Genomic DNA, 23,198 nt, shown 5'->3' on the forward strand with positions numbered 1-23,198 from the left:
TATTAAATGGACATTAAAACCGCCAGTTAATCCCGGCGGCTTAGCCGTTTTTATTACAATCAATGTTTGATAACATACATTGTCTGGCTATAGGCCACGTCCTCAGGGTTAGTGATCGGGTAACCTTTCACCCACGGCTTAATTAAACGTCCATTGGTAAATTGATATATAGGAGCTATGGGTACCTGCTCCGCAATAATCTGTTCTGCCTTATTATAATCATCACTCAATGCTTTGGGGTTGGTCTGTTTACCGGCTTCATTGAGTAGACGATCGTAAACCTCACTATTAAATTTGGCAATATTCCCGCTATGAGTCGATGTCAGTAATGACAAGAATGTAGATGGTTCATTGTAATCGCCAACCCATGATGCACGGACAACATCAAAATTACCGGTGTTGCGGCTATCAATATATGTCTTCCATTCTTGATTAATCATTTTGACATCCACGCCCAATGTTTTCTTCCACATTGAGGCAATGGCAATGGCTAATTTTTGATTATTATCAGAGGTATTATACAACAACGATAATTTTAATGGTTTATCCAGACCATAACCCGCAGCATGAAGCAGTGCTTTAGCTTGCGCATCTAATTCATCCTGGTCTTGCTGCTGGAGCAGATTCGCTACTGGGTGGTAGCCAGCCGTGACATCAGGAATAAAGTGATAGGCGGGCTTCTCTCCAGTACCCAATACCTTTTCAGCAATAATTTTACGATCGATAGCATAAGATAATGCTTTACGTACACGGATATCATTTGTTGGCGCACGCTGCGTATTGAAGGCATAATAATATGTGCCTAACTGGTCTGGTGTATAAACTTGATCAGGTATATCTTTTAATAACTTTTGATATAAATTCTTCGGGAAGGATTCTGTAATATCAATATCCCCCGCCTGATAACGTTTAGTGGCATTAGCTTCCTGATTGATTGGAATAAATGTCACTTTAGTCAGTACGGTATGAGCATGGTCCCAATAATATTCATTAGGTACCAACACCAACTTCTCATTTACCACTCGGTCTTGTAACTTAAATGCGCCATTTCCAACCAGATTACCGACTTTCGTCCAATCGTTGCCATATTTTTCAACCACATTTTTTGGCACCGGAAATAAACTGAAGTTCGCCGTCAGGCTTGGAAAATAAGGCACGGGTTTACTGAGTTTAATTTTTAGGGTGTGATTATTCACTGCACTCACCCCCAGCGTTTCTGGCGGCATGTTCCCGGCAATGATTTGCTGCGCATTTTCCATCCCAGCTAATTCTGCAAACCAGGCAAATGGCGATAAACTTTTAGGGTCAACCAATCGGCGCCAACTGTAAACAAAGTCCTGTGCGGTCACCGGTGAACCGTCTGACCACTTAGCATCTTTACGCAACGTGAATATATAGGTTTGGTTATCGGCTGTTTGCCAGCTTAACGCAACACCTGGAATTATCTGACCATGAGCATCCTGATTAACCAGGCCCTCGAACAAATCCCGGTCAAGTTGGGCCTCAATTAACCCGACAGCTTTCATCGGATCCAGAGAGGCAGGTTCATCTTTAATATGACGAACAATCTCTTGTTTCTCAGCCAATACGGTACCTGCTGGGACATCAGCAGCATTTGCCGCGCCCAGCGCAGTGCCAACCAATGCGGCACACAATGCATAACGGAAATAGCGCATAATCAATAGCCTTGTCGTTGTTGTTCCATGTCAGCGAAATTAGATGCTATGTTACAAGATAATATGAATATGTTTGGGATAACAGAAAACATGATAACTCAGTATCGGCCCCGTTCAGCCCGGGGGAATTTGGTTACCTTGGGTCAACACTATGGCCAATCCTTGCTTGGTGCGCCACTGCTTTACTTCCCTGCCCCTCAACCCTCGGTTAATACAGGTTTGATTATCGCCGGAACTCATGGTGATGAAAGCGCGGCCATTGTTGCCCTCTCCTGCGCGTTACGCACTATTTTACCCGAACAGCAGCACCATCATGTGATCTTGGCGGTGAATCCGGATGGCTGCCAATTGGGGTTACGGGCGAATGCCAATGGTGTCGATCTGAATCGTAATTTTCCGGCACAAAACTGGCAGACGGGAGAAACCGTGTATCGCTGGAATAGTGCGGCCCAAGCGCGCGATGTGGTGTTATCGACCGGCGAACACGCAGGATCTGAGCCTGAAACTCAAGCCTTATGCGCTTTAATTACCCAGCTAGCCCCTCGCTGGGTGGTGTCATTCCATGAACCACTGGCCTGCATTGAAGACCCCGACAGCTCAGCGCTAGGGGCTCGGTTGGCCGCTAATTTTGCATTACCGCTCGTCACCAGTGTGGGTTACGCCACTCCTGGCTCATTCGGCAGTTGGTGCGCCGAACGAAACTTACCTTGCATTACCGCAGAGTTACCGCCGATTTCCGCCGATGCAGCCAGTGAATGTTATCTGGCCGCATTGATTGATTTATTGACGCTAGCTGATTAAACCGACAAATCAATAGCACCCATCGAGAAGTGTAAGCCCCCCTCAACATCGTGCTCCAGCCATGTCGGGCCATCCAAATCAACAAAGCGCGCCCCTGGTGCCAGCGGCAATGCAGCACGGATCGCACGAGAAGTGCATAGCATGCAGCCGAGCATAATGGTAAATCCCAACGATTTTGCCTGCTCGGCGAGCAATAAGGCCTCGGTTAACCCGCCACTTTTATCCAGTTTAATGTTTACCATGTCATAGCAACCAACCAGACCGGCCAAATCCGCCCGCGTGTGGCAACTCTCATCAGCACAAATAGGCAACGGATGAATAAAATTCTGCAACCCATCATCCTTACCGGCGGGCAATGGCTGCTCCAGCATTGCCACATCTAAATCAGCAAGTAACTGGCAACGAGCAGCCAAACCTTCTGTTTGCCAGGATTCATTGGCGTCAACGATTAAAGTTGCTGCCGGTGCGGCAGTACGAATTGCCACCAAACGCTCAGCAATAAGGTGGTCATCAAGTTTTATTTTCAATAACCTGGCTCCCTGGTTTGCCAATGCACTGGCACTGTAGGCCATGGCTTCCGGAGTGCTGATACTGACCGTCTGGGCCATTGAAATATGGGATACGGCGGCGGTGTGGCTTATTTGCCATAAACTTTGCCGGTTCTGCAATGATTCCAATTGCCATAGCGCAGAATCCACCGCATTCCTGGCCGCTCCTGCGGACAATAGCCGTTGTAAGGCATGCCGTGAAATACCATCCTCTATGGCCTTAACCACCAAGGCTAGCTGTGCCATCACCGAAGATTCACTTTCACCATAATGTGGATAAGGCGTGCATTCGCCGAAAGCCAGAATACCGTGTTCTTCAATCTCGACGACCACAACTTTAGCCTCTGTGCGGCTACCTCGGGAAATAACAAACGTGGAATGCAGAGGCCAAGCCTCAGGGTAGAAACGCATCGTTCTCATTATGGCTCCTTGGCAGAATTTGGGCTTTGGCATCAGACGTTAGAACCTAACGTAGGCAAAATCTCAGTTATTTAGCAAATTTCTCATATCCAAGCTGCCATTGTTACCTTAAACTGAACTTCGTGTTACACATCTGTAAAAGGGAATCAAATAATGACACAGACCGTACATTTCCAAGGCAATCCAGTGACCGTTACCGGTCAATTACCGCAAGCTGGTGATAAAGCTGCAAACTTTACTTTGGTAGCAAAAGATTTATCTGATGTTGCCCTGATTAGCTTCGCGGGTAAACGTAAAGTCCTGAATATCTTCCCAAGTATTGATACCGGTGTTTGCGCCGCATCTGTACGTAAATTTAATCAACTGGCTGGCGAACTTGAGAACACCGTGGTTCTTTGTATCTCCTCTGACCTGCCATTTGCTCAATCACGTTTTTGTGGGGCTGAAGGCCTGAGCAACGTCACTATGTTGTCAACTCTGCGTGGCGCTGAGTTCAAACAAGCGTACGGCGTGGCAATTACTGACGGCCCATTGGCTGGGTTAACCGCGCGTGCGGTGATAGTTCTAGATGGTCAGGACAAGGTTATCTACAGTGAGTTGGTTAACGAAATTACCACTGAACCAAACTATGATGCTGCACTGGCAGCACTGAAGTAAGTAGCAAGTTCTCGGTTTTAATCAAACCGGATCATTGATTAAAAACGGCTGACCCTCTGGGTGCAGCCGTTTTTAATTACACCGGCTTTAGCCTTGCGGTTTATTCTTCTTCGCTTTCATCACTGGCTGGCCGTTTACTGCTTAAACCATATTCACGTAATTTATTGGCAATCGCGGTGTGGGAAACACCAAGACGTTTGGCCAGTTTACGGGTACTGGGATAATTGCGGTAAAGGCGGGTCAGGACAGAGCGTTCGAAACGTTTGCTAATCTCATCAAGCGAACCATCAAGCACTTCATCCCCCAGAACCGCTTCAACTTCAAATTCCGGTAAGATGATATCTTGTGGCCGCAGTTCGAAACCATCCAATTGGGTTAAGGCGCGATAGACCGCATTCTTTAGCTGCCGCACATTACCAGGCCAACCATAATTAGTCAGGAAGCTGCTCAGTTCATGAGCCAACTTCGGCCGCGGCACGCCTTGTTCGTCGGAAAAACGCGCCACGAACAATTCAGTCAGTGGCATGATATCAGCCTGACGCTCACGTAATGGCGGCAAATTGATCGTCAGCACATTGAGACGATAATACAAATCTTCACGGAATTCACCGCGCTGCACCAACTCCACTAAATTCTTCTGAGTGGCACAAATAACGCGGACATCAACATGAACCTCATGTTCTTCCCCAACACGGCGGAAGGTACCATCATTGAGGAAACGCAACAGCTTGATTTGCATACGCGGCGACATTTCGCCGATTTCATCCAGCAGAACCGAGCCGCCATTAGCCTGTTCAAAGAAGCCTTTTTTTCCTTCGACCGCATTCGGGTAAGCCCCTGCCGCATAGCCGAACAGCTCACTTTCCACCACATCATCGGGCAGCGAGGCACAGTTAAGGCCGAGAAATGGCATTTTCCCGCGAGGGCTACGCAGATGACAGGCATGCGCCAGGAGATCTTTGCCGGTACCGGTATCACCCACCAGTAACAAAGGCGCATCCAGCATCGCTAACTTACGGGCTTGCTCAAGCACCTGGCGCATTTTAACGCTGGTCGCGACAATTTGTTTAAACTCGCTATCATCGTTAACCGATAATATTTGCAGTTGTTTCCCCATACGGGCAGTGGATTTCAACATCACCACGGCACCGACCGTTTGATTATGCTGATTTTCATCTTCCAGATGGATAGGTGTGATTTCCATCAGGTAATCTTGGTTATTGATCAATATTCGCTCGGTGTGAGGCGCCGTTTCTCCCCCCTCAAACCAACGGGCAAAGTTATATCCCCCCAGTAAGCTACCCGCGGTTTTGTGATGAATTCTCTCCTCGTTAAGAGAAAAGAGCTCACGCGCCGCCGGATTAGCTAACTCAAGATTGCCTTTTAAATCAATAGAAAATACGGGTTCTGGCATCGATTCAAGTAGCGCCCGCAGCGAGCGATGTTCACGCTCAGATGGCATAAAGGAAACGGTGCGCACATCAGTCACACCATCAATACGCCGAATCTCCATCATTAATGCACTGAATACACTGAAATCCAGTTGGGAGAAGTTCAGGTAAATGCGACCAATTGGATCAATTTCGATCCCCCGTAAATCAATGCTGCGTAACACCAAGAGATCAAGTAACTCTCTGGTAAGACCGATTCGGTCTTCGCAAAAAACTTCCAAGCGCATCAGTATCGACCTTATATATGGCAGGTGCGGAATATCTGCCTATGATAATACCCTGTCCCCCCTTGCTGATGAAGCAGTCTGTCAGCAAAAGTTGACAGGCATCGGCTTTTTGCTCTTTTTTTACGCGAGAAAACACCCCCAGGAGATATTTTCAGCGGATGCCAGCCACATGAATAGCGTATTATTTGTTTTTATATTGATAATTCAGCGTAATATAATGATTTAGGTACCCACCCCCGTCAAGGTCAGCTGACACTTTGCATTACATCGGCCAACTGGCTATAGTATATGTAGCCATATGGCCGAGGAGGTTACATGAAAGCATATCACCCTACCCCGACGACGAAGACAGGGGCACTCTGGCGTGAAATTGGTTTACCTGCCAGTCGCGGTACCGTATTGGTCGATAGTATCAAGATTGGGTTTTCTGTGGATGTCATCGACAGTATCCACCTGTGGGCGTCTATGCCTAAATCTGAAGTATTGCGTGCGACCGGTATTCCCAGCCGTAGCCTGACACGCAGACGCTCCCATGAAGGTCGGTTCACCCCGGAAGAGAGTGAACGAATTGCACGTTTCGTTCGTGTCATGGATGCGGCAGTTGATCTTTTTGGCGGTGATAAAGGCAAAGCCATAACCTGGATGTCTACGCCAATTAAGGGCCTGGGTCACCGCAGCCCTGACTCTCTGCTAGAAACCGAAACAGGTGCATTGGAAGTCTGTGACTTAATTGGGCGGCTGGAGCACGGGGTATTTTCATAGCTGAGCGCCAGAAAAGATCAGGATATATTACAGGGATGAGCACGCGATGAAATACAAGCAACCGGGCCGAGACTTATGATGCTCTACCGCATTGTGATGCGCCGTTATCTTGCATCAACCTGGACCGGTTATGGCGCTGAGATCTATGGCGGCCGCTGGAATCATAAAGGTCACGCTGCTATCTATTTAGCCAGCAGTGTCTCGCTGGCGATGCTGGAAACGCTGGTACATATTCAAGACAGCTCCACACTCAGCGAGTTTGAGTTATTCCAGATTGAGATTGATGACAGTAATATAATGCTGTTACAACCACAGGATTGGCCCACAGGCTGGCGTGATGATCCCGCACCGGTTGCCACGATGGACGTCGGCACTGAGTGGCTGGCGTCAGGATCATCGATTGGATTACTGATCCCGTCCACGCTGGTGCCATCAGAAAACAATATGTTGCTCAACCCGCAGCACAAAGATTTCCCAGCCTGTCTGAACAGTGTCAAATCGCTGTCTTTCGCCTTCGACCCACGGCTAAAATAGCCCTATCATGGCTGACCAGACTTGTCTTTTTTCGGCAGCGTATTTTTCAGTTGGCTAATCAACTGGCGGCGGAAATCCCCCAACTTAGGTTTATCACCTTCCAGCCACGGTAACGGGCGGCATAACTCCATGGCTTTGATACCCAGCCGTGCCGTCAGTAAACCAGCGCCAATCCCTTGGGCCGCACGGGCTGACAAACGGGCGGCTAAGTCCTGTGACAACCAATCCATACCCACTTCCCGCACTAATTCAGACGCGCCCGCAAAGGCTATGTTCAGTAATACCAGGCGGAACAAGCGGATACGGCTGAAATACCCCAGTTCAATACCATACAGAGCGGCAATACGATTAATCAGGCGAATATTACGCCAGGCGATGAAGGCCATATCCACCAATGCCAGCGGGCTGACGGCAATCATCAACGCGGATTCAGCAGCATAACGGCTGATTTCGGCCCGCGCCTGGTTATCCAGTGCGGGTTGCACTAATTTGGCATACAGTTCAACCACTTCCCGATCATTATGGGTCTCATGCAGTGAAGCCTGCCAGCGTTGTAGTGCCGGATGCCCCTGGTCCAATCCAGCCTGGCGAGCCAATTTTTCACAAAAAGCGCGCCCCTTACCGAGACCGTGACTGACCAGCAGCTCCCTGGCAATATCCCGTTCTTCAGCCCGTTGGCGTAAGCGATACAAACGCCGCCACTCAGTAACTACCGAGCCGACACCGGCCAACACAATCAACCCACCGGCGGTAGTGGCCCCTAGCGCTATCCAATCCTGCTGCTGCCAGGCCTGATTGACCCATTGCACTGACTGAGCAATCACGCTGACGCCAAATAGTGCCAGACCGATGGTCACCATTTTACGCCACAGACTGCGTTTGGGTTTCAGCGCCGCATTGACCAAACCTTCTACCCGGCCTTCTTCATCTTCGGCATCCAATTCAGGGGCCGCAGGATAGAAATTCTCCGCCGCTTGTTGGGTGAATGCCTGTGCCGCTTTTAATACCGGTTCATCCAGTGGTTGTAGCGGCTGTTCAAAATCAATCCGTGGTTTTAACGGTTCGCTCATCGCAATTTATCTCCCAATAAGAATTCCATTACGGCATCCAGGCGAATATGTGGCAATGGACTGTCAACGTTGACGGCCTGCGGGCGGAACTCGTCAAAATGGAACCCCTGCTGTTGCCAGAAAGCCGGGCCTGGCAAACGGGCAGGAACATCGCCGGGGAATACCGTCAGCGGCCCACCATCTACCAGACGATGACCGCGTAACGCCGGTATTTTTTGCCCCTGATGGTCGACAATGCCACTTTCTGTCGCCTGTACTGATGCCAACCCGACACAATCCATGCTGATCCCTTCAAAAGCGGCATTTTGCCAAGCTTCTTGCACCAATTGTTGTAGCAGCGATACCAGATTCGCGTGTTGATCAGCCGTTACATGGTCAGCTTTAGTTGCCGCAAACATCAGTTTATCGATGCACGGCGAGAATAAACGGCGAAATAATGTACGCTTACCGTAATGAAAACTTTGCATTAATTGTGTCAAGGCCAGGCGCATATCATTAAACGCTTGCGGGCCGCTGTTCAACGGTTGCAAGCAATCCACCAGCACAATTTGCCGATCAAAACGGACAAAATGTTCTTTATAAAAGCCTTTGACTACCGAGTTACAATAATAATTAAAACGAGTGCGTAGCATGCCCAGATTGGAGTGTTTATCCGCCTGCGCCAACCGTGATCCACCCAGTTCATTCACTTCCGGCCACGGGAAAAACTGTAATGCTGGCGCACCCGCCATATCACCGGGTAACACAAATCGCCCCGGTTGAATGAAATGCAGACCTTCATTTTTGCAACGAATAAGATAATCGGTATAGGCTTGTGCAATGGCAGCCAGCTGATTTTCATCCGCAGGGGCTAATGGATCACACTGCTGACACAGCGTCAGCCATGGTTTGGCCCATTCTGCGCGGTCACCTTGAAGCAAACCCGCCATCTGGTGCGACCAGCTTAAATAGTCCTGTTCCAACATCGGTAAATCCAGCAACCATTCACCAGGATAATCGACAATCTCCAGATATAGCGTCGACGTCTCTTTAAAATGACGCAACAGCGAATCACCGGATCGGAACCGTAGAGCTAAGCGGATCTCACTGACGCCACGGGTCGGCGTGGGCCAGTTTGGTGGTGTGCCATATAAAGCCGCCAATCCTTCATCATAGGTAAAACGTTGAATACCTAAATCACGCTGCGGCACTCGCTTCACGCCGAGTAGCCGTTCTTCACGCACAGCAGAAAACAGCGGTAGACGAGCGCCGCTGTGGACATGGAGCAATTGATTCACTAAAGAAGTAATAAACGCGGTTTTCCCGCTGCGGCTCAAGCCGGTGACCGCTAATCGAAGATGGCGATCCATCCCACGGTTGACCAATGACGTAATCTCATTTTGCAGTCGTTTCATGCTTCTCCTTGGCAAATTGGCCCGCAGCGGCCTGCATTGCGCGTTTTAACATGGGTTCCAGCAGCATTAGCAACAGCCAACGCAGGGGCTTACGGCTCACACTTTTTACTATTAACCCCGCGGCTCCGGCCGGGCCATAGGTCAGCGCAACAGTAAAAATAAGTTTAATCAGCGTGGTTAATATGACACCTGCGCGTGAACGGGCGAGGTTATTGTTCATCTTTTTGCCCTCCGGCAAGCCGTATTGATCAAGAACAACATAAAAGTCTATGGCCCACTATCCAGCAATGGCAGGCCAATAATTACCGTTAAATTTCTGGTGACACTACAACTGGCCAAAACGGCTCTGCACACCAAAAGTCTCGGAGGTGACATAACGCTCTACCTGGCGTAAACGCTGCTCCCCAGCAGCCAACTCATACTCTAGTTGATCCAGAAGTTGGTGCGGCGTCGCTTGGTTATGCTCACTGAAACTGGCGGCGGGTACCGGCTCCAGCATAAAAGTCAGCACAATGTAGGCCACTATAGTGAAAACGAACAAGCCAAAAAACAGTGATAACACCACCATCACCCGAATTAATCGCACCGGAATATCAAAATAGTGCGCCAGGCCGGCACATACTCCTTTGATCATGCCCTCTTCTGGCACCCGGTACAGTTTCTTGTTGCTCAATACATTCGCCATTATGACTGCCTCCAGTTCGGGTGCTGTGCATCAAGAATTTCTTCCAATGTTTGGATCCGCTCACGCATCCGACGAGCATCCTCAGTTAACGCTGAGAGGCGCTGCATATCTTGATGGCTGAGCTGAGCGCCACTTTGCTGACGATTGCTGTAGTGCAGCCATAACCAAATGGGTGCCACAAACAACACAAAAATTGTCAACGGAATGGCAAGAAACAGGATACTCATTATTTTCCCTTAATCATCTAGCGGGTATCCGCATTTTAATTATGGCAGGCCATCGGGATCCTGATGGCCCGTTCAACTTATTAACCTCACGCGGTAAGCGGGTTACTCTGCCGAATTCATTTTCGCTTTCAGTGCTGCCAACTGGCTACTGATTTCATCATCAACTCTCAGTTCGGCAAATTGCTGATCCAGCGATTTTTGTTTGCCTACACCGACAGTTTCAGCTTCGGCTTCCATATGGTCAATACGCCGTTCAAACTGCTCAAAACGCGCCATAGCCTCATCCAGTTTCCCGCTGTCTAGCTGGCGGCGAACATCACGGGATGACGCGGCGGCCTGATGACGCAGAGTCAGGGCTTGCTGTCTGGCCCGAGTTTCAGTCAGCTTACTTTCCAGCTCGGTGATTTCATGTTTCATGCGGTTCAGTGTTTCATCTACCGTTGCTACTTCACGGGTCAGGGTGTCAATTAACGCTGCAACCTTTTGCTTTTCAATCAGTGCCGCACGAGCCAAATCTTCTTTATCTTTGCGCAGTGCCAGCTCGGCTTTATTCTGCCACTCCTGCTGCTGGCTTTCGCTGAGATCGATACGGCGCAATAATTGCTTTTTCTCAGCTAAAGCACGGGCTGATGTCGAGCGAATTTCCACCAGTGTATCTTCCATTTCCTGAATCATCAGGCGTACCAACTTTTGCGGGTCTTCCGCTTTATCCAGCAATGTATTAATGTTGGCGTTCACGATATCGGCAAAACGCGAAAAAATACCCATGATTTACGTCCTCTCTGACTTATTGAATCTCTAAAATAGTGGCGTCTGGTTGCACTGTTAGCGTCATTACCTAAGCTTAATGATGCCTAATTCGATTCCCTCAGACATATTCCTCCCATAGACAATATCAAGAGTCATGCCAACTTTTTATAAAAGTTAATAAATTGAAAAATAACAAAAAAAAATTTTTGACTCAATTAAGATAAAATGTAGAGTGATTACTTTAACTAACTATTGGCGAATTTCATCATGAGTGAGCAATTAGAAAACCTATTAGGGGAAGCCAACTCTTTTGTTGAAGTACTGGAGCAAGTTTCAGGACTGGCAAAACTGAACAAGCCCGTATTGGTGATTGGTGAACGAGGCACCGGTAAAGAGCTCATTGCCCATCGCCTACATTATTTATCCGACCGCTGGCAGGGGCCTTTTATTTCCCTTAACTGCGCCGCACTTAATGAAAATCTACTCGATTCGGAGTTATTTGGTCATGAGGCCGGTGCCTTTACCGGCGCACAAAAACGCCATCTGGGCCGTTTTGAACGGGCCGACCGAGGTACACTGTTTTTGGATGAACTGGCGACCGCACCCATGCTGGTGCAGGAAAAACTATTGCGCGTGATTGAGTATGGCCATCTGGAGCGTGTCGGCGGGAGCCAACCATTACACGTTGATGTTCGTTTAGTGTGTGCGACTCATGATAACTTGCCCGCCTTAGCCGCTGCCGGGAAATTCCGCCCCGACCTGCTGGACCGCCTTGCCTTTGATGTCGTGCAATTGCCGCCGCTGCGTGAACGCCAGCAAGATATCATGTTACTGGCCGAACACTTTGCCATCCAGATGTGCCGAGAGTTGGGTCTGCCGTTGTTCCCAGGTTTTACACCTCAAGCTAAACAGCAACTGCTGGAATATCGCTGGCCGGGCAATGTGCGAGAATTGAAAAATGTCGTAGAACGTTCAGTGTATCGCCACGGGAACAGTGAGCAATCGCTGGATAATATTATTATTAATCCTTTCGCAACCCGACCCCCCCCTGAAAGCACAGATCGAGAAATTGCAGGCGATCACTTAGCGGCGCGTCCTCAATTACCACTCGACCTAAAGCACTGGTTGCATAACAGTGAACAGCAAATGTTAGAACATGCCCTGAAACAAGCTCGATTTAATCAACGCAAAGCGGCGAGCTTGCTCGGGTTAACTTATCATCAGTTACGCGGTATGTTAAAAAAACACGCTATTTTGGCAAGTGATAGTGAAACGCAATAAATCAGGATTTATCCAACGGCAGGCAAAAAAAAAGCCAGCACCCGAGCTGGCTTAAAAAATACTGGAAGCAATGTGAGCAATGTCGTGCTTTTCTGTTTAAAGCCTGAAACTGCTGGCTTTATCCCGAAGAGCAAATCGATGGTAATAGTTATCAATAGCGTTTGCAAATACTTTGTTGAGAATTTTTCTCATCCCCATACTAACACTGATGGAATTAACGTCAGGTGCTGCATGAAACGCCGTTTTTCGCGCCCATGTCACTCGCCACTTCCTCTCGCATAAACAACAATTTGCTGTTTATTCATCTCAATTGCGGCAACAACCCGCAGACAGTGCAGTTGTTTTGCTCAATGGATTGGGAGGAGTGCCAGATTACGGTACACTAAGAGTATTACTGACTGACTGCGAAGCGTTTATGCGTGCTTTACTTATTTGGATGCTATCGCTGGCTTGCCTGGCGACCTCAGCGCTGGCGCAACCTGCCCCGGCTTCCCAACCCTCTCCATCGCTACCGGACATCCGTCAGCGAGGTTTTGTCTATTGCGTCAGTGGGATACTTAATACCTTCAATCCACAGATGGCCAGTAGCGGCTTAACGATCGATACACTGGCGGCACAACTTTATGACCGCCTGCTAGATGTCGATCCTTACACCTATCGGCTGATCCCTGAATTAGCCGAAAGCTGGCAAGTGCTGGATAACGGTGCCACCTATCGTTTTCATTTGCGTAAAGACGTTCCATTCCAAACAACCGATTGGTTTACCCCAACCCGGATGATGAACGCCGACGATGTAATATTCAGTTTCCAGCGGGTATTTGACTCACAACACCCCTACCATGACGTTAATGGCGGCGAGTATCCTTACTTTGATAGTTTGCAATTTGCCGATGCCGTGCAAAGTGTCAAAAAGCTGGATGATTACACCGTTGAATTCAAACTGAAAGCACCAGATGCATCATTCCTTTGGCATCTGGCGACCCATTATGCGCCGGTACTTTCCGCCGAATACGCCGATGTATTGATCCAAAAAGGCCGACAAGAGCAGATCGATCGCGAGCCTGTTGGAACCGGCCCTTTTATGCTGAATGAGTATCGCTCCGGGCAATATATCCGCCTGTTCCGTAACAGTGCTTATTGGAAAGGTCTGCCGCGCATGCCTCAGGTGGTTATCGATCTGGGTGCTGGCGGTACTGGCCGTTTATCCAAACTACTGACCGGGGAATGTGATGTGCTGGCGTATCCTGCTGCCAGCCAATTATCTATCTTACGTGATGATCCTCGCCTGCGCCTGACACTGCGCCCAGGAATGAACGTGGCTTATCTGGCTTTCAATACCCGTAAGCCGCCGCTAAATGATCAACGGGTGCGTCAGGCTATTGCTTTATCAATTAACAATCAACGATTGATGCAATCAATCTATTATGGCACGGCTGAAACGGCTGCATCTATTTTACCTCGCGCATCATGGGCTTACGATAATCAGGCTCAGGTGACCGAATATAATCCGGAAAAGGCTAAAGAGATCCTAAAACAACTGGGTCTCACTAAATTGCAACTCAACTTATGGGTGCCAACGGCGTCGCAATCTTATAACCCCAGTCCATTAAAGACCGCAGAACTGATTCAGGCTGATTTGGCTCAAGTGGGCATTACCGTCAATATCGTGCCAGTCGAGGGCCGCTTCCAGGAAGCACGGCTGATGGATATGAGCCACGATTTGACGCTTTCTGGCTGGTCAACAGACAGCAATGATCCAGACAGTTTCTTCCGGCCGCTATTAAGCTGCGCGGCAATTCGTTCGCAAACAAACTATGCTCACTGGTGTGATCCAGAGTTTGATGAATTGCTACAAAAAGCCCTACGCTCCCAGCAATTATCAGCTCGTATTGAATATTATCAGCAAGCTCAGCGTATTCTGGAACAACAATTACCGTTATTGCCGTTAGCCTCCTCTTTACGGCTACAAGCATATCGATATGATATCAAAGGGTTGGTATTAAGCCCGTTTGGCAATTCTTCTTTTGCTGGCGTCTTCCGCGAGAGCGATGAGGGTAAAAAGCCATGATTATCTTTACCTTACGGCGCTTATTGCTGTTAGTGATAACCCTGTTTCTGTTGTCACTGGTCAGTTTTAGCCTGAGCTATTTTACCCCCCATGCACCATTGGGTGGCGCAGCCCTGCTGGATGCCTATCGTTTCTATTTCAGTAGCTTGCTTCAGTGGGATTTCGGTGTTTCCAGCATTAACGGCCAGCCGATTAGTGAGCAACTGCGTGAAGCCTTCCCGGCGACCATGGAGTTATGCGTTCTGGCCTTTTCACTGGCACTGTTTGTCGGTATTCCACTGGGCATTATTGCTGGAGTGATGCGCGGTAAGTGGGCTGATATTGCCATCAGTTCCATTGCCTTGGTCGGTTTCTCTATCCCGGTATTCTGGCTGGCTTTGTTGTTGATGTTGTTTTTTTCACTGCATTTGGGTTGGCTACCGGTTTCGGGCCGTTTTGATCTGTTGTATCAGGTGAAACCCATCACTGGGCTGGCCTTGGTCGATGCCTGGCTATCCCCCTCGCCGTATCGCCAAGAGATGATGCTCAGCGCTGTTGCACATATGATTTTGCCTATCACCGCGCTGGCCGTGGCCCCAACCACCGAGGTCATTCGTCTGATGCGCACCAGTACCGATAATGTTATCGGGCAAAACTACATTAAAGCAGCAGCAACCCGTGGTTTATCTCGATTCACCATTATTCGCCGCCATGTTCTGCATAATGCTTTACCGCCAATCATTCCAAAATTGGGGTTGCAGTTCTCTACCATGCTGACGCTGGCAATGATAACTGAAGTGGTATTTAACTGGCCGGGCTTAGGTCGCTGGCTAATTAACGCCATTCGTCAGCAAGATTACGCGGCGATCTCTGCCGGCGTGATGGTAGTGGGTACCTTGGTCATCGTTATTAACATTCTGTCAGATATTCTGGGTGCGATGATGACGCCGTTAAAGCATAAGGAATGGTATGCCCTTCGATAATGTCTACCGTGAGAGGAAAATGCCCAGCCCGCTGCTGTATACCTGGCGGCTTTTCTCTGCTGATGGCCTGGCGATGGTGGGTTTCTACGGTGCCCTGGCCTTATTAGTGCTGTGTCTGTTGGCTAATACGCTGGCCCCTTATGCCCTTGACCAACAGTTTTTAGGTTATCAACTGCTACCGCCATCCTGGTCACGTTACGGCAACGTTTCTTTCTTCCTGGGTACCGATGATTTGGGTCGCGATATTTTAAGCCGCTTATTGGCCGGTACCGCATCAACTTATGGTTCCGCACTGCTGGTAACACTGGCGGCGGCACTGTGTGGCGTAGTCCTCGGCGTATTTGCAGGGATCACTCACGGTTTTCGTTCAGCAATTCTTAATCATGTGCTGGATACATTGCTCTCCATTCCGTCGCTGCTGTTAGCCATCATCGTGGTCGCCTTTGTCGGCCCAAGTTTAGAACATGCCATGTTCGCGGTCTGGCTGGCACTGCTACCTCGGATGGTTCGAACCATCTATAGCGCAGTACATGATGAATTAGATAAAGAGTATGTCATTGCCGCCCGTTTGGATGGCGCGTCGACACCGCATATTCTGGCTTATGCCATTTTTCCGAATATTGCCGCGGTGTTGGTCACTGAATTTACCCGCGCACTATCAATGGCGATCCTGGATATTGCCGCATTAGGCTTTCTGGATTTAGGGGCGCAATTACCCTCACCGGAATGGGGGGCAATGTTGGGTGACTCACTGGATTTAGTCTATGTTGCACCCTGGACCGTGATGCTGCCGGGGGGTGCCATTCTGGTAAGTGTATTGTTGGTTAACCTGTTAGGTGATGGTATGCGCCGGGCGATTAATGCGGGGGTGGAATAATGCCGTTACTTGATATCCGTAACCTGACCATCGAATTCATGACCGCCGAAGGGCCCGTCAAAGCAGTCGATCGCGTCAGTATCACGTTAACTGAAGGTGAAGTTCGTGGGTTGGTGGGTGAATCAGGTTCAGGTAAAAGTTTGATTGCCAAAGCTATCTGCGGGGTCAGTAAAGATAACTGGCGTATCACCGCCGACCGTTTTCGCTTTAATGATATCGATCTACTGCAATTAACCCCACGTGAACGTCGCAAAGTGATCGGTCATAATATCTCAATGATTTTCCAGGAGCCGCAATCCTGTCTGGACCCGTCAGAGAGTATTGGTAGGCAACTGATGCAGGCGATCCCCGGCTGGACTTACAAAGGCCGCTGGTGGCAGCGATTTCATTGGCGTAAACGCCGGGCCATAGAATTGCTGCACCGCGTGGGGATTAAAGATCACAAAGACATTATGCGCAGTTATCCCTATGAGCTAACCGAAGGCGAATGCCAAAAGGTGATGATTGCCATCGCCCTGGCCAATCAGCCACGCTTACTTATCGCTGATGAACCGACCAATGCGATGGAACCGACCACTCAGGCCCAAATTTTCCGTCTGCTGGCGCGGCTAAATCAAAATAACAACACGACGATTTTGCTGATTAGCCATGACTTGCAGATGATGAGCAAATGGGCAAATCGAGTTAATGTACTGTATTGCGGCCAAACGGTGGAAAGCGCCGTTTGTGAAGATCTGTTGGCGGCACCTCATCACCCTTATACTCAGGCACTGATTCGAGCCATGCCTGATTTTGGCCGCTCCCTGCCCCATAAAAGTCGCCTGAATACCTTGCCCGGTGCAATTCCATCGCTGGAACATTTACCGATTGGTTGCCGATTGGGGCCGCGTTGCCCTTACGCACAAAAGACCTGTATTGAAACTCCACGCTTGCGACTGGTGAAGAACCACGCTTTTGCCTGCCACTTCCCCTTGAATCTGGAGGAATAATAATGGCAGAGACCCTGCTCGAAGTCCGTAACCTGAGCAAAACCTTCCGCTACCGCACCGGGCTATTTCGCCGTCAACATGTTGAAGCGGTAAAATCGGTGAGTTTCACCTTACGTGAAGGCCAGACACTGGCGGTCATTGGTGAGAACGGCTCCGGTAAATCTACCCTGGCAAAAATGTTGTCGGGCATGATTGAACCCACGGCAGGTGAGCTATTAATTGACGATCATCGCCTGTCCTACGGTGACTATTCTTACCGTAGCCAACGTATCCGTATGATTTTTCAGGACCCCAGCACCTCACTTAACCCACGTCAGCGCATTGGCCAACTGCTGGATGCTCCACTGAAGTTGAATACCGATTTGGATGCTGCCGCGCGTGAACAACGCATTTATCAGACGCTACGGCAAGTGGGGTTATTGCCCGATCATGCTAACTATTACCCTCACATGCTGGCTTCCGGTCAGAAACAACGTATCGCGTTGGCTCGGGCACTTATCCTGCAACCGAAAGTGATTGTTGCCGATGAGGCTTTAGCATCGTTGGATATGTCCATGCGCTCGCAGATTATTAATCTGATGCTGGAATTGCAGGAAAAACACGGTATAGCTTATATTTATGTCACTCAACACATCGGCATGATGAAACATATCAGTGACCAAGTGATTGTGATGCATGAGGGGGAAGTTGTGGAGCGTGGCAGTACGGCCGAAGTGCTGTCAGCCCCGTTGCATGATCTGACCAAGCGATTGATTTCCAGCCATTTTGGTGAAGCATTAACCGCCGATGCCTGGCGGCGCGATACCGGTAATTTTTAACGCTGCCGCGTGGTGACTAAGACGTTAAGAAGCCTCATCACTCTTTGATCCGCGCTCGATTGAGCGCGGATTTTATTATTCTCTGTGCGTTCTTTTAGCCGATTATTAACTAACGTAACAACATTTTTGTTATATATAATAATATGTTATTACTTTTAGTTATGGATTATGGTTTAACATTATTTTATCTCGCCAACCCAATCAGCAATGATATCCACTGTGTTCATTCCATAAAACGACAGGATATCTTGCCGATGTTGATACCTACCACTTTGCATTGCTCTCGGTCCCATTCCACGATACCCGCCCTTGCTGTTATTCATTCGCTTCCAACCTATGGGCTGGCGATGCTTAACCTGCATTTGTCGTTAACTTTGGCGCGTTGCTGTCCCTAACGGAGGTCATTATGCGGCAATTTCGACAACAGGATAACGCCCATTGGTATCATGAAACTCAACGTAGTGGCAGCCCGGAGATCCTTGCGGCGCAAGTCACTGACGAGAATAACAGTACCACCGGTTGCACTATCGGCAACTCGCTCCACGGTGAAAGCATTAGGGAAGCGGGCATTTTTCTGCTTGGGCTAGCCAGCAGTATTCCCAGCGAGTTAAATGACAGCTTACGGTACCATGCCACTATTTTATCCGCTTCGGATGCCATGTATCAGGCGCTCTTTCCGCCAACTGTCGAGTTAAACCACGACAATACATTTTCATCGTATGACCGATTAAGCAGCGCGTTGACCGTCGCACAGGTCACCGGCGTTCAACGATTGTGCAGCCACTATGCTGCCCGTCTCACGCCACTCTCCAGCCCGGATGCATCACGGGAAAGTAATATGCGGCTGACCCAAATCACCCAATATGCGCGCCAGCTCGCCAGTCAGCCGACATTGATCGACAGACATGCGTTGCAACAGCTTGCAGAGGTGGGTTTAACCGATACAGACATTATTGTTTTGTCACAGATTATTGGTTTTGTGGGTTATCAGGCCCGGGTAGTGGCGGCTCTTTCTGCCTTGGCAGGATATCCGGCTGTTATGCTGCCAGGGTTCCCACGAATGGAAGATGCCACCAGTGGCTTGATACCGACAACCTTGCCACCGTGGCAAGGTTGGCTACCTTCATTGACCGAACATGATGATATTTCATCTGAACAACCGACAGTTGAAAACCAAATCACGCTGAGGGAGTTGCTGGAACACCATCAGACAAGTTTCCACGCTTATAGCACCATTATCGCCCGGCAACCCCCCCCACAATTAATACCCCCTGATTGGCTGGCATTGGTATCGCTGGTCACTGCCCGTATTAATGGCAGTGTCTATTGTCAGGCTAGCTACCAACAACAGTGGCAACAGTTAACCAATAACTCATCGTTGATCACCGCACTTGTGGCAGGGATTGATAACGCTCTGGCAACGCAGACCGGTGAGCAGATAACCCACCTGCTTATCCATGTCAGCGCCGAACTGACGCGCGCGCCTGAGCGCTTTAACCATCAACACCTTAGCCACTTGTCGGCCCTTGATGTCAGTCATAAACAGTTGTTGAGCATCATCTTCAGTGCAGCAACGGCAGGATGGACCAACCGTTTAATGCAAACACTGGGGCAATAAGTCGCAACCTAAGCCAACTTAGGTCAAAAATTTACATAACTCTCCGATCCAGATCGCTATTTACCTATAAACTAGGGTGTTTTACCGATTAACATTTGGGCTTATTTTGGATAACTTCAAGATTATCTAAATAAATACAATATTGATTGGGTTATTCGCCAACATATAATCATATGACCTTATAATGAGGTAAATAGCAAAATATATCACTGAATAAAATCAGCCCCGCTTTTAAGCAAAATAAACGTTCACCAAACCATCAAAACATAAACGTTAATACTGCATAACATTTGTAACATGGCGATATCGCGCTGATAAAAATATCTGTAACGGAATATGTCAAAAGCCTTGTCTCACTGACAAAGATAGTGAACATTAACCGCCGCTAAATAACGTATAACAACGCAAAAGGATGCCCATTAGTGCATTCACTTTTGTATCTCCTGTCATTATATGGTCGGTAGTGGAAAACAGAGGTCCCTGTGTCAACAGCAAACAACAATCAACAATCACCCAATAACCAGCAACCTGAAAACATCAGTATGAATGCTTTCAAACAACCAAAAGCGTTTTACCTGATCTTCTCCATCGAACTATGGGAACGTTTTGGTTATTACGGCCTGCAAGGGATCATGGCCGTTTATCTGGTAAAAATGCTCGGGATGAGCGAAGCCGATTCAATCACCTTATTCTCCTCATTCAGTGCTCTGGTCTATGGCTTTGTGGCCATTGGTGGCTGGTTAGGTGATAAAGTCCTCGGCGCGAAGCGTGTCATTGTGCTCGGGGCACTGATTCTGGCCGTGGGCTATGCCATGATAGCCTACTCCGGCCATGATATTTTCTGGGTTTACTTAGGGATGGCGACCATCGCAGTCGGTAATGGTTTGTTCAAAGCCAACCCATCATCCTTGCTATCTACCTGCTATAACAAAGACGATCCGCGTTTGGACGGTGCATTTACCATGTACTATATGTCCATCAATATCGGTTCATTCTTCTCTATGCTGGCAACGCCATGGTTAGCGGCTAAATACGGTTGGAGCGTGGCATTCTCTCTGAGCGTTGTGGGTATGCTCATCACCTTAGTCAATTTCTGGTTCTGCCGTAAATGGGTAAAAAATCAAGGCTCTAAACCTGACTTTGTACCATTACAGATTAAAAAGTTACTGCTGGTGTTGGTGGGTGTGGTGGCACTGATTACCTTGTCTAGCTGGCTGTTGCATAACCAGATAGTCGCCCGTTGGGCATTGGCACTGGTTTCTCTCGGCATCTTCTTTATTTTTGCTAAAGAGACGTTCTCTCTGCACGGTATTGCCCGTCGCCGCATGATTGTGGCATTCCTGCTGATGCTGGAAGCCGTGGTGTTCTTTGTACTGTATAGCCAGATGCCAACATCACTGAACTTCTTTGCTATCCATAACGTTGAACATTCAATCTTTGGTATCACCTTCGAACCCGAACAATATCAAGCACTTAATCCGTTCTGGATCATGGTTACCAGCCCGATCTTGGCCGCTGTTTATAACAAGATGGGCGACCGCCTGCCAATGCCACATAAATTTGCTTTCGGTATGGTGCTCTGCTCCGCCGCATTCCTGGTGTTACCATGGGGTGCAAGCTTCGCTAATGAACAGGGTATTGTGTCAGTCAACTGGTTAATCCTGAGCTACGCACTGCAAAGTATTGGCGAACTAATGATTTCCGGTCTGGGTCTGGCGATGGTTGCACAATTGGTCCCACAACGTTTAATGGGCTTCATCATGGGGTCATGGTTCCTGACCACGGCTGCCGCTGCGCTGATCGCCGGTAAAGTTGCCGCATTGACCGCAGTGCCAAGTGATATTAACGATGCCCATGCATCACTGGCAATCTACAGCCATGTGTTTATGCAGATTGGTATCGTCACTGCTATCATCGCCGTTCTGATGATGCTGACTGCGCCAAAACTGTATCGCATGACATTGGCCCCCACTGACAGTAAAACAGAGACTCCGGTCTCTACCGCATAATCATCCGGCCGGTTCAAAGCGCTCCTTCGGGAGCGTTTTAGGCTATTTGGCGGGTTCGTTAGCCCTCAGTGATTGCACCATACGGCTAACTGGTAACCATCCGGATCGGTAAAGTGGAAACGACGCCCTCCTGGAAAAGCAAAGATTGGCAACACAATAGTGGCTCCGGCCTCTTCCAATCGTTTTTGAGTCTGCTCCAAATTATCCGCATACAGAATAATTAACGGCCCGCCATTGGGTTGAACCCGGCTCTGAGTGGTAAAACCCCCGGTCAACCGACCATCAGTAAACTCACAATACCCCGGCCCATAATCAGTAAAACGCCAGCCGAAAACCGCGCCATAAAAATCTTTCGAGCGAGCAATATCACTAACAGCAAATTCTATGTTGTCGATTCGACTATCATTACCTTGAATACTCATAATGTGCTCTTGGCATAAATGGTTTTATTAACTCACTAATTTAGCTTAAACATTTGCTGGACTGATGAATATAGCCCACCTTATCAAGGTTACCCCATCACATTATTTTTGCGTAAAAAATAAACTATACTGATATCAGGCCGCACAGCGTTAAACCCATCCTGACAATATATAAGGATGAAATAAGCCTGTTATTGGCGGCCAATGATGGGCAAGGAGGTGATTTATGATCAACCATGTTTGGGGGCTTCTGACCCATCCCAGCCAAGAATTACAGCAAATCAAACGTGAGGGTGAAAGTGTCCGGCATATGTATGCTCATCACATCCTGTTGATGGCGGCTATTCCGGTGATTTGCGCGTTTATCGGTACCACACAGGTGGGCTGGAGTTTTGGTGATGGTCAGATAATAAAACTGGCACCTCTTACCGCACTCTATTTCGCCATCATCTTCTATGTTTTGATTCTGGCGGCTGTCGTTCTGATGGGCCGGGTGATTTACTGGATGGCACGCCGTTATGAAAGCCGCCCCAGTTGGCAAAGTTGCACTCTGTTCGCAGGTTATGCCGCAACACCGATGTTCTTGGCTGGAGTCGTGGCCCTTTATCCTATTATCTGGTTGTGTTTATTCGTCGGGATTGTTGCCCTTTGCTACTCTGGTTACCTAATGTATCTGGGGATCCCAACCTTTTTGAATATCGACCGGCAGGAAGGATTTATTTTCTCCGGATCCACATTTGCCATCGGTGTGCTGGTATTAGAATTACTCCTTGGCCTTACTGTGTTGCTCTGGGGCTATGGTTCGCGATTACTTTGACACCTACGGTGATCGATATTCCTTTCCATTTTACACACCGTTCTTTGTGCCATTTTCAAGGAACGGTGTCTGTTACTTCGGCCAATGTTGGTTTACTTCCCAGATTAGGGCCTCTAACAGGCTTTTATCGTGATT

At 48.6% G+C, this 23,198-nt stretch carries 23 protein-coding genes; 13 read left to right on the forward strand and 10 right to left on the reverse strand.

What is annotated here, in order from left to right; genetic code table 11:
• Positions 1 to 59: 59 nt before the first annotated feature.
• Positions 60 to 1,676: a peptide ABC transporter substrate-binding protein gene (locus AEP37_RS07500; protein WP_049612007.1), complete on the reverse strand. Its 1,617-nt coding sequence runs from the start codon at positions 1,674 to 1,676 to the stop codon at positions 60 to 62.
• Between the two features lie 93 nt (positions 1,677 to 1,769).
• Between AEP37_RS07500 and mpaA the strand changes: the two genes are divergently transcribed.
• Positions 1,770 to 2,477 carry a murein tripeptide amidase MpaA gene (gene mpaA / locus AEP37_RS07505; protein WP_049612103.1) on the forward strand — a complete coding sequence of 236 codons (708 nt, stop codon included), beginning with the start codon at positions 1,770 to 1,772 and terminating at the stop codon, positions 2,475 to 2,477.
• Here the strand turns inward: mpaA and ycjG are convergent.
• Complete coding sequence (ycjG, locus tag AEP37_RS07510) at positions 2,474 to 3,445, reverse strand: L-Ala-D/L-Glu epimerase (protein WP_049612009.1); 972 nt, start codon at positions 3,443 to 3,445, stop codon at positions 2,474 to 2,476. The genes mpaA and ycjG overlap by 4 nt on opposite strands.
• 153 nt (positions 3,446 to 3,598) lie before the next feature.
• On the opposite strand from ycjG, the gene tpx reads away from it, so the two are divergent.
• Complete coding sequence (gene tpx, locus AEP37_RS07515) at positions 3,599 to 4,102, forward strand: thiol peroxidase (RefSeq protein ID WP_049612011.1); 504 nt, start codon at positions 3,599 to 3,601, stop codon at positions 4,100 to 4,102.
• A 100-nt stretch (positions 4,103 to 4,202) separates the two neighbouring features.
• Here tpx and tyrR read toward each other — a convergent pair whose 3' ends face one another.
• Complete coding sequence (tyrR, locus tag AEP37_RS07520; RefSeq protein ID WP_049612013.1) at positions 4,203 to 5,780, reverse strand: transcriptional regulator TyrR; 1,578 nt, start codon at positions 5,778 to 5,780, stop codon at positions 4,203 to 4,205.
• A 315-nt stretch (positions 5,781 to 6,095) separates the two neighbouring features.
• On the opposite strand from tyrR, the gene AEP37_RS07525 reads away from it, so the two are divergent.
• Both AEP37_RS07525 and AEP37_RS07530 read left to right on the forward strand, forming a co-directional pair.
• Positions 6,096 to 6,542 (forward strand): DUF2384 domain-containing protein, encoded by a 447-nt coding sequence (locus tag AEP37_RS07525; protein ID WP_049612015.1) that lies wholly within the window; start codon positions 6,096 to 6,098, stop codon positions 6,540 to 6,542.
• Positions 6,543 to 6,617: 75 nt separating this feature from the next.
• The gene (locus AEP37_RS07530; RefSeq protein WP_049612016.1) at positions 6,618 to 7,076 is read left to right on the forward strand and encodes an RES family NAD+ phosphorylase; all 459 of its coding nucleotides are present in this window, start codon (positions 6,618 to 6,620) and stop codon (positions 7,074 to 7,076) included.
• A 5-nt stretch (positions 7,077 to 7,081) separates the two neighbouring features.
• Here AEP37_RS07530 and AEP37_RS07535 read toward each other — a convergent pair whose 3' ends face one another.
• The 6 genes from AEP37_RS07535 to pspA form a co-directional block, all read right to left on the reverse strand.
• The gene (locus tag AEP37_RS07535) at positions 7,082 to 8,146 is read right to left on the reverse strand and encodes a YcjF family protein (RefSeq protein WP_049612017.1); all 1,065 of its coding nucleotides are present in this window, start codon (positions 8,144 to 8,146) and stop codon (positions 7,082 to 7,084) included.
• Positions 8,143 to 9,540 carry a YcjX family GTP-binding protein gene (locus AEP37_RS07540; protein WP_049612019.1) on the reverse strand — a complete coding sequence of 466 codons (1,398 nt, stop codon included), beginning with the start codon at positions 9,538 to 9,540 and terminating at the stop codon, positions 8,143 to 8,145. Before AEP37_RS07540 ends, AEP37_RS07535 begins: the two co-directional genes overlap by 4 nt.
• Complete coding sequence (pspD, locus tag AEP37_RS07545) at positions 9,521 to 9,760, reverse strand: phage shock protein PspD (RefSeq protein WP_049612021.1); 240 nt, start codon at positions 9,758 to 9,760, stop codon at positions 9,521 to 9,523. Before pspD ends, AEP37_RS07540 begins: the two co-directional genes overlap by 20 nt.
• Before the next feature lie 105 nt (positions 9,761 to 9,865).
• Complete coding sequence (gene pspC, locus AEP37_RS07550; protein WP_049612022.1) at positions 9,866 to 10,225, reverse strand: envelope stress response membrane protein PspC; 360 nt, start codon at positions 10,223 to 10,225, stop codon at positions 9,866 to 9,868.
• Positions 10,225 to 10,452 carry an envelope stress response membrane protein PspB gene (gene pspB, locus AEP37_RS07555; protein ID WP_049612023.1) on the reverse strand — a complete coding sequence of 76 codons (228 nt, stop codon included), beginning with the start codon at positions 10,450 to 10,452 and terminating at the stop codon, positions 10,225 to 10,227. Before pspB ends, pspC begins: the two co-directional genes overlap by 1 nt.
• Before the next feature lie 102 nt (positions 10,453 to 10,554).
• On the reverse strand, positions 10,555 to 11,220 hold the full coding sequence (pspA, locus tag AEP37_RS07560; RefSeq protein WP_049612025.1) for a phage shock protein PspA: 666 nt from the start codon (positions 11,218 to 11,220) through the stop codon (positions 10,555 to 10,557).
• A gap of 249 nt (positions 11,221 to 11,469) precedes the next feature.
• Here pspA and pspF point away from each other — a divergent pair, with 249 nt between their 5' ends.
• From pspF to dtpA, 8 genes are all read left to right on the forward strand, one after another.
• Complete coding sequence (pspF, locus tag AEP37_RS07565) at positions 11,470 to 12,483, forward strand: phage shock protein operon transcriptional activator (protein ID WP_049612027.1); 1,014 nt, start codon at positions 11,470 to 11,472, stop codon at positions 12,481 to 12,483.
• Positions 12,484 to 12,898: 415 nt separating this feature from the next.
• Positions 12,899 to 14,551, forward strand: coding sequence for an ABC transporter substrate-binding protein SapA (gene sapA, locus AEP37_RS07570; protein WP_049612105.1), 1,653 nt, complete (start codon positions 12,899 to 12,901; stop codon positions 14,549 to 14,551).
• Entirely contained in the window at positions 14,548 to 15,513 is a 966-nt protein-coding gene (gene sapB / locus AEP37_RS07575) for a putrescine export ABC transporter permease SapB (RefSeq protein ID WP_049612029.1), read from the forward strand. The genes sapA and sapB overlap by 4 nt, the downstream gene beginning before the upstream one ends.
• Positions 15,500 to 16,390: a putrescine export ABC transporter permease SapC gene (gene sapC, locus AEP37_RS07580; protein WP_049612030.1), complete on the forward strand. Its 891-nt coding sequence runs from the start codon at positions 15,500 to 15,502 to the stop codon at positions 16,388 to 16,390. Before sapB ends, sapC begins: the two co-directional genes overlap by 14 nt.
• Positions 16,390 to 17,379: a putrescine export ABC transporter ATP-binding protein SapD gene (sapD, locus tag AEP37_RS07585; RefSeq protein WP_049612032.1), complete on the forward strand. Its 990-nt coding sequence runs from the start codon at positions 16,390 to 16,392 to the stop codon at positions 17,377 to 17,379. The genes sapC and sapD overlap by 1 nt, the downstream gene beginning before the upstream one ends.
• A gap of 2 nt (positions 17,380 to 17,381) precedes the next feature.
• Complete coding sequence (gene sapF, locus AEP37_RS07590; RefSeq protein WP_049612034.1) at positions 17,382 to 18,197, forward strand: putrescine export ABC transporter ATP-binding protein SapF; 816 nt, start codon at positions 17,382 to 17,384, stop codon at positions 18,195 to 18,197.
• Positions 18,198 to 18,603: 406 nt separating this feature from the next.
• Complete coding sequence (locus AEP37_RS07600) at positions 18,604 to 19,815, forward strand: CMD domain-containing protein (protein ID WP_049612038.1); 1,212 nt, start codon at positions 18,604 to 18,606, stop codon at positions 19,813 to 19,815.
• 482 nt (positions 19,816 to 20,297) lie between these two features.
• Entirely contained in the window at positions 20,298 to 21,824 is a 1,527-nt protein-coding gene (gene dtpA / locus AEP37_RS07605; protein ID WP_049612041.1) for a dipeptide/tripeptide permease DtpA, read from the forward strand.
• Positions 21,825 to 21,889: 65 nt separating this feature from the next.
• Here dtpA and AEP37_RS07610 read toward each other — a convergent pair whose 3' ends face one another.
• On the reverse strand, positions 21,890 to 22,246 hold the full coding sequence (locus tag AEP37_RS07610) for a VOC family protein (RefSeq protein WP_049612043.1): 357 nt from the start codon (positions 22,244 to 22,246) through the stop codon (positions 21,890 to 21,892).
• Between the two features lie 226 nt (positions 22,247 to 22,472).
• Here AEP37_RS07610 and AEP37_RS07615 point away from each other — a divergent pair, with 226 nt between their 5' ends.
• Positions 22,473 to 23,063, forward strand: a complete 591-nt coding sequence (locus AEP37_RS07615) for a Yip1 family protein (protein ID WP_072086261.1) — start codon at positions 22,473 to 22,475, stop codon at positions 23,061 to 23,063.
• Positions 23,064 to 23,198: the final 135 nt, after the last annotated feature.

The sequence above is a fragment of the Yersinia pekkanenii genome, assembly GCF_001152565.1.
In the GTDB taxonomy this organism is placed as follows: domain Bacteria; phylum Pseudomonadota; class Gammaproteobacteria; order Enterobacterales; family Enterobacteriaceae; genus Yersinia; species Yersinia pekkanenii.

Coding starts and splice junctions, on each gene's coding strand:
- AEP37_RS07500 (WP_049612007.1), bottom strand. CDS start 1,676: ATGCGCTATTTCCGTTATGCATTGTGTGCCGCATTGGTTGGCACTGCG.
- ycjG (WP_049612009.1), bottom strand. CDS start 3,445: ATGAGAACGATGCGTTTCTACCCTGAGGCTTGGCCTCTGCATTCCACG.
- tpx (WP_049612011.1), top strand. CDS start 3,599: ATGACACAGACCGTACATTTCCAAGGCAATCCAGTGACCGTTACCGGT.
- tyrR (WP_049612013.1), bottom strand. CDS start 5,780: ATGCGCTTGGAAGTTTTTTGCGAAGACCGAATCGGTCTTACCAGAGAG.
- AEP37_RS07525 (WP_049612015.1), top strand. CDS start 6,096: ATGAAAGCATATCACCCTACCCCGACGACGAAGACAGGGGCACTCTGG.
- AEP37_RS07530 (WP_049612016.1), top strand. CDS start 6,618: ATGATGCTCTACCGCATTGTGATGCGCCGTTATCTTGCATCAACCTGG.
- AEP37_RS07535 (WP_049612017.1), bottom strand. CDS start 8,146: ATGAGCGAACCGTTAAAACCACGGATTGATTTTGAACAGCCGCTACAA.
- AEP37_RS07540 (WP_049612019.1), bottom strand. CDS start 9,540: ATGAAACGACTGCAAAATGAGATTACGTCATTGGTCAACCGTGGGATG.
- pspD (WP_049612021.1), bottom strand. CDS start 9,760: ATGAACAATAACCTCGCCCGTTCACGCGCAGGTGTCATATTAACCACG.
- pspC (WP_049612022.1), bottom strand. CDS start 10,225: ATGGCGAATGTATTGAGCAACAAGAAACTGTACCGGGTGCCAGAAGAG.
- pspB (WP_049612023.1), bottom strand. CDS start 10,452: ATGAGTATCCTGTTTCTTGCCATTCCGTTGACAATTTTTGTGTTGTTT.
- pspA (WP_049612025.1), bottom strand. CDS start 11,220: ATGGGTATTTTTTCGCGTTTTGCCGATATCGTGAACGCCAACATTAAT.
- pspF (WP_049612027.1), top strand. CDS start 11,470: ATGAGTGAGCAATTAGAAAACCTATTAGGGGAAGCCAACTCTTTTGTT.
- sapA (WP_049612105.1), top strand. CDS start 12,899: ATGCGTGCTTTACTTATTTGGATGCTATCGCTGGCTTGCCTGGCGACC.
- sapB (WP_049612029.1), top strand. CDS start 14,548: ATGATTATCTTTACCTTACGGCGCTTATTGCTGTTAGTGATAACCCTG.
- sapC (WP_049612030.1), top strand. CDS start 15,500: ATGCCCTTCGATAATGTCTACCGTGAGAGGAAAATGCCCAGCCCGCTG.
- sapD (WP_049612032.1), top strand. CDS start 16,390: ATGCCGTTACTTGATATCCGTAACCTGACCATCGAATTCATGACCGCC.
- sapF (WP_049612034.1), top strand. CDS start 17,382: ATGGCAGAGACCCTGCTCGAAGTCCGTAACCTGAGCAAAACCTTCCGC.
- AEP37_RS07600 (WP_049612038.1), top strand. CDS start 18,604: ATGCGGCAATTTCGACAACAGGATAACGCCCATTGGTATCATGAAACT.
- AEP37_RS07610 (WP_049612043.1), bottom strand. CDS start 22,246: ATGAGTATTCAAGGTAATGATAGTCGAATCGACAACATAGAATTTGCT.
- AEP37_RS07615 (WP_072086261.1), top strand. CDS start 22,473: ATGATCAACCATGTTTGGGGGCTTCTGACCCATCCCAGCCAAGAATTA.